Raw genomic sequence first — 3,828 nt, 5'->3', positions numbered from 1 at the left:
CCGCCAGGCCATGTCGCGAGGCGAGCGAACGCCCGGCGAACGGCGCCGTCAGCCGCGCGCCGTCGCCGCCAGCAGCCCGCCGCCCGCCACCAGCGCCGCCGCCACCGCCACGCGCCAGTCGAGCACGCCTTCCCCGGCCACCACCAGCAGCAGCGTCGAGGCGACCGGCACCGCATAGGCCAGCGTGCCGAGCAGGCGCGGATCGCCCCGCTTCATCCCGGCATCCCACAGGAAGAAGGCGGCCCCGAGCGGGCCGGCGCCGAGCAGCAGCACCGCGAGCCATTGCCGCGCATCCGGCACCACCGTCGCCTCGAAGGCCAGGTGCGCCGCGCCGGCCAGCAGCGCGGTGGCGATGCAGAAGCCGGCCAGCGCATCGGTGGGCACCGCCGCCATGCGCTTCGAGGTCACGGAATAGGCCGCCCAGACCACCGCGCAACCCACCGCGCAGGCGAAGCCCCAGGCCGCCCCCGCCGGGAAGGACGCGCCCGCCCCCACCAGCACCGCGCAGCCCACGAAGCCGAGCGCCACGCCCGCCAGCCGCCGCGGCCCCAGCCGCAGCCCGAGCACCGGCGCCGAGAGCAGCACGATCAGCAACGGCCAGAGGTAGTTGAGCAGGTTCGCCTCGACCGCCGGCGCCAGCGCCAGGGCGGCGAAGTACAGCGCGTGGTAGCCGAACAGCCCGCCCACGCCATGCGCCCAGGCCAGCCCGCCCTGGCGCAGCGCGGCGAGCCGCCCGCGCGCCGCCACCACGCCTAGCGCGATCAGCCCCCCCACCGCGAAGGCCATGGCCGTGAGCTGCAAGGCCGGCACGCCCTGCGCCATGCGCGCGAGCAGCGCCAGGAAGGCCCACAGGACCAGGGCGCCGGAGCCGGCGAGGGTGGAAATCGACATGCGGCCGTCGCAGGCTGTCCGGAGGTGTCAGGAAGGGCGCGGCGCCCTGCCGGGGTGCAGGCATAGCGTCGCGCAGCGCGGGGGAAAATGCTGGATTTCGTGGTGCGAACGGCGGTGACCGCCGTTGCCTTGTGGGTCGCGGTGGCGATCCTTCCCGGCCTTCATGCCGCGGATGGCCGGGCGCTGCTGCTCGCGGCGGTGGTGCTCGGCATCGTCAACGCGACCATCCGACCGGTTGCGCTGCTGCTGTCGATCCCGATCACCATCCTGACCTTCGGGCTGTTCATCCTGGTGGTGAATGCGGCGATGCTGGCGCTGGTCGCCCGCCTGGTGCCGGGCTTCACGGTCTCGGGCTTCGGCGCCGCGCTGCTCGGGGCACTGGTCGTCTCCGTCGTCTCGGCCGTGATCAATGGGCGCGCGCGGAAGGTATGAAGCCCAGGCCATGGCGGGGGCATCCGCTGCGCCGCCGGATTGAACGCCCTGCCCGCTTCTGCGAGGCTGCATCGCCAAGCCCGGGACACATCGCATGAGCACAGGCCTTCTCGCCCTTCTGGACGACGTGGCGGCCATCGCCAAGGTGGCGGCCGCGTCGCTCGACGATGTCGCGCTACAGGCGGGAAAGGCCGGGGCGAAGGCGGCGGGCGTGGTGATCGACGACGCCGCGGTCACGCCGCGCTACGTGGTGGGCTTCGATGCCTCGCGCGAATTGCCGATCATCGGGCGCATCGCGCTGGGGTCGCTGCGCAACAAGTTCCTGGTGCTGCTGCCGGCGGCGCTGCTGCTGTCGGCCTTCGCGCCGTGGCTGATCACGCCGCTGCTGGTGCTGGGCGGCATCTACCTGTGCTTCGAGGGCAGCGAGAAGGTCGCGGAGTGGATCCGCCCGCACGCCGACCAGGCGCTGGTCGATGCCGCGCCGGTCGACGCGCTGCACCTCGAGAACGAACGCGTCGCCGGCGCGATCAAGACCGACTTCATCCTGTCGGCCGAGATCATGGCCATCGCGCTCGCCACCATGCCGCAGTCGAACATCTGGACGCAGGCGGCGGTGCTGGCGCTGGTGGCGCTGGTCATCACCGTCGGCGTCTATGGCGTGGTCGCCCTCATCGTGAAGGCGGACGATGTGGGCGCGGCGATGGTCCGACGCGGAATCTCGGCCGGCGCGCTTCTGGTGCGCGGCATGCCCGTGGTGCTGAAGGTGCTCTCGGTCGTCGGCACCGCGGCCATGATCTGGGTGGGCGGCGGCATCATCCTGCACGGCATGGAGGAATTCGGCCTGGGTGCGCTGCCGCACCTGGTCCATGACATCGCTGCCGCAGCGGGGCGCGCGCTGGGCGGGGGCGCGGTCGAATGGGTGGTGAATGCGGCCCTGGCGGGCGTCGCGGGCCTCGTCGTCGGCTTCGCGGCGATGCCGGTGCTGGGCCGCCTGCTGCACAAGTAGAGTCAGGGCCGGCGCAGCACGGCGCGCACCACTTCGGCCTGGCCCTGGTGGCGCGGGCCTTCGTCGAGGGCCACGGTGCCTTCCAGCAGTTCCAGGACGTCGAGCCCCGCGAAGTGCCGTTCGACCAGCGCACGAGACCACAGCAAAGACGGGTCTTTCGGCCCGCCGCTGCGGCGGCCTTCCTGCGCCGGCGTGAAGGCCTCCAGCAGCAGCAGGCCGCCGGGCGCGAGGGCGCGCATCGCGCCGGCGCAGGCAATGGCGCGATCCTCCAGCGGCAGATGCACGAAGATCCAGGCGATCACGTCGAAGCCGGCGACCGGCCAGTCCCAGCGGGTGGCGTCGGCGGTCACGGTGCGCAACGCCACGCCGCGCCGCGCGGCCAGGGCGCGCGCCTTCTCGAGCCCGACGGCGGACCAGTCCAGGCTGGTCGCCGCCAACCCCTGTTCCGCCAGCCAGACGCCGTTGCGCCCCTCGCCATCGCCAACCGCAAGCGCGCGCATGCCAGGTTTCAGACGATGCGCCTGGCCCAGCAGGAACAGGTTCGGCGCCTCGCCGAACTGGAAGCCGCCGCCCGCATAGCGTTCGTCCCAGGCGAGCGACGTGCTCATGCGCCCAGCACCACCGGCTGCGGGTCGAGCCAGACCTGATACCAGGACAGCGAGAAATGCAGGTGCGGCCCGGTCACGCGCCCCGTCGCACCCGACAGCGCGATGCGTTCGCCCTTGCCCACCATCTGCCCCTCCCGGACGTCGATGCGCGAGAGATGGGCATAGAGCGTGTTCACGCCATGCCCATGGTCGATCACCACAAGGTCACCGAAGAAGTGGAAGGAATCGGCCAGCGTCACGCGTCCCGCCGCGACCGCCAGCAGCGGCGTGCCGGTCGGCACCGCGAAATCCAGGCCGTAATGCGGCTGCCGGGGTTGGCCGTTCAGCACGCGCCGGCTGCCGAAGACGCCCGAGATCCGACCGCTCGCCGGCGCGATGAAGCCTTGCGCGAAGCCGGTCAGCGCGCTGTCCGCCGCGCGTGCGGCGCCGAGCCGCTCCCGCTCGCGCAGGATGCGCTGCAGGGTTTCCTCGTCGGGCGTGACCTGCGCCGGGGGCAGGCCGCTGATGCGCTGCTCCTGCCACTGCCGCCGCGCGATCGCGAGCCGCCGCTCCTCCGCCCGCTGGCCTGGCTGCGCGATCGACAGCGTGGACGCCGCACCGTGATCGCGCCCGAAGCCGAACGCGAAGGCGCCATCCGCCGCGACCCGCACGGCCCGCCCATCGAGCGCGAGCCGCGTGCCCGGCGCGGCCTGGCCGAGCACGAAGCCGCCCTGCGCCAGGCCGCGGTCGGGGAAGGTCACGGCCGCGGCGGGACGGGCGAGGAGCAGGGCGGGGGCTGCCAGCAGGGCGCGGCGGTTGCATGCGGAGGGGCTCCGCCCCTCCGGACCACCCCGCCAAGGGCCGAGGGGCCCTTGGATCCCGTTACTGTCATCCGGGATTTCGGGGGAGGGG

At 73.2% G+C, this 3,828-nt stretch carries 5 protein-coding genes; 2 read left to right on the top strand and 3 right to left on the bottom strand.

The features are described 5' to 3' along the window. Window positions 1–48: 48 nt before the first annotated feature. Window positions 49–891, bottom strand: coding sequence for an aromatic amino acid exporter YddG (gene yddG / locus HW578_RS24120; protein WP_198373248.1), 843 nt, complete (start codon window positions 889–891; stop codon window positions 49–51). Between the two features lie 87 nt (window positions 892–978). Here yddG and HW578_RS24115 point away from each other — a divergent pair, with 87 nt between their 5' ends. Together HW578_RS24115 and HW578_RS24110 are read left to right on the top strand one after the other, a co-directional pair. Continuing rightward, a complete protein-coding gene (locus HW578_RS24115; protein WP_232479246.1) occupies window positions 979–1,323 on the top strand; it encodes a phage holin family protein in 345 nt (114 codons plus the stop codon). A gap of 94 nt (window positions 1,324–1,417) precedes the next feature. Further along, window positions 1,418–2,329, top strand: a complete 912-nt coding sequence (locus HW578_RS24110; RefSeq protein ID WP_198373247.1) for a DUF808 domain-containing protein — start codon at window positions 1,418–1,420, stop codon at window positions 2,327–2,329. A 2-nt stretch (window positions 2,330–2,331) separates the two neighbouring features. On the opposite strand, the gene HW578_RS24105 is transcribed toward HW578_RS24110, so the two are convergent. Next, window positions 2,332–2,937, bottom strand: a complete 606-nt coding sequence (locus HW578_RS24105) for an SAM-dependent methyltransferase (protein ID WP_198373246.1) — start codon at window positions 2,935–2,937, stop codon at window positions 2,332–2,334. Then, a complete protein-coding gene (locus tag HW578_RS24100; protein ID WP_369407968.1) occupies window positions 2,934–3,677 on the bottom strand; it encodes a M23 family metallopeptidase in 744 nt (247 codons plus the stop codon). The genes HW578_RS24105 and HW578_RS24100 overlap by 4 nt, the downstream gene beginning before the upstream one ends. Between the last annotated feature and the right edge of the window lie 151 nt (window positions 3,678–3,828).

Origin of the sequence: Roseomonas rosulenta (genome assembly GCF_016106005.1) — a bacterium.
In the GTDB taxonomy this organism is placed as follows: Bacteria; Pseudomonadota; Alphaproteobacteria; order Acetobacterales; family Acetobacteraceae; genus Neoroseomonas; species Neoroseomonas rosulenta.
Note: the sequence above shows the minus strand (reverse complement) of the source record. Positions and strands in the feature narration are given on the sequence as shown.

What these genes read in the sequence shown, in the direction of transcription:
- yddG (WP_198373248.1), bottom strand. Translation starts at nt 891, where the DNA reads ATGTCGATTTCCACCCTCGCCGGCTCCGGCGCCCTGGTCCTGTGGGCC.
- HW578_RS24115 (WP_232479246.1), top strand. Translation starts at nt 979, where the DNA reads ATGCTGGATTTCGTGGTGCGAACGGCGGTGACCGCCGTTGCCTTGTGG.
- HW578_RS24110 (WP_198373247.1), top strand. Translation starts at nt 1,418, where the DNA reads ATGAGCACAGGCCTTCTCGCCCTTCTGGACGACGTGGCGGCCATCGCC.
- HW578_RS24105 (WP_198373246.1), bottom strand. Translation starts at nt 2,937, where the DNA reads ATGAGCACGTCGCTCGCCTGGGACGAACGCTATGCGGGCGGCGGCTTC.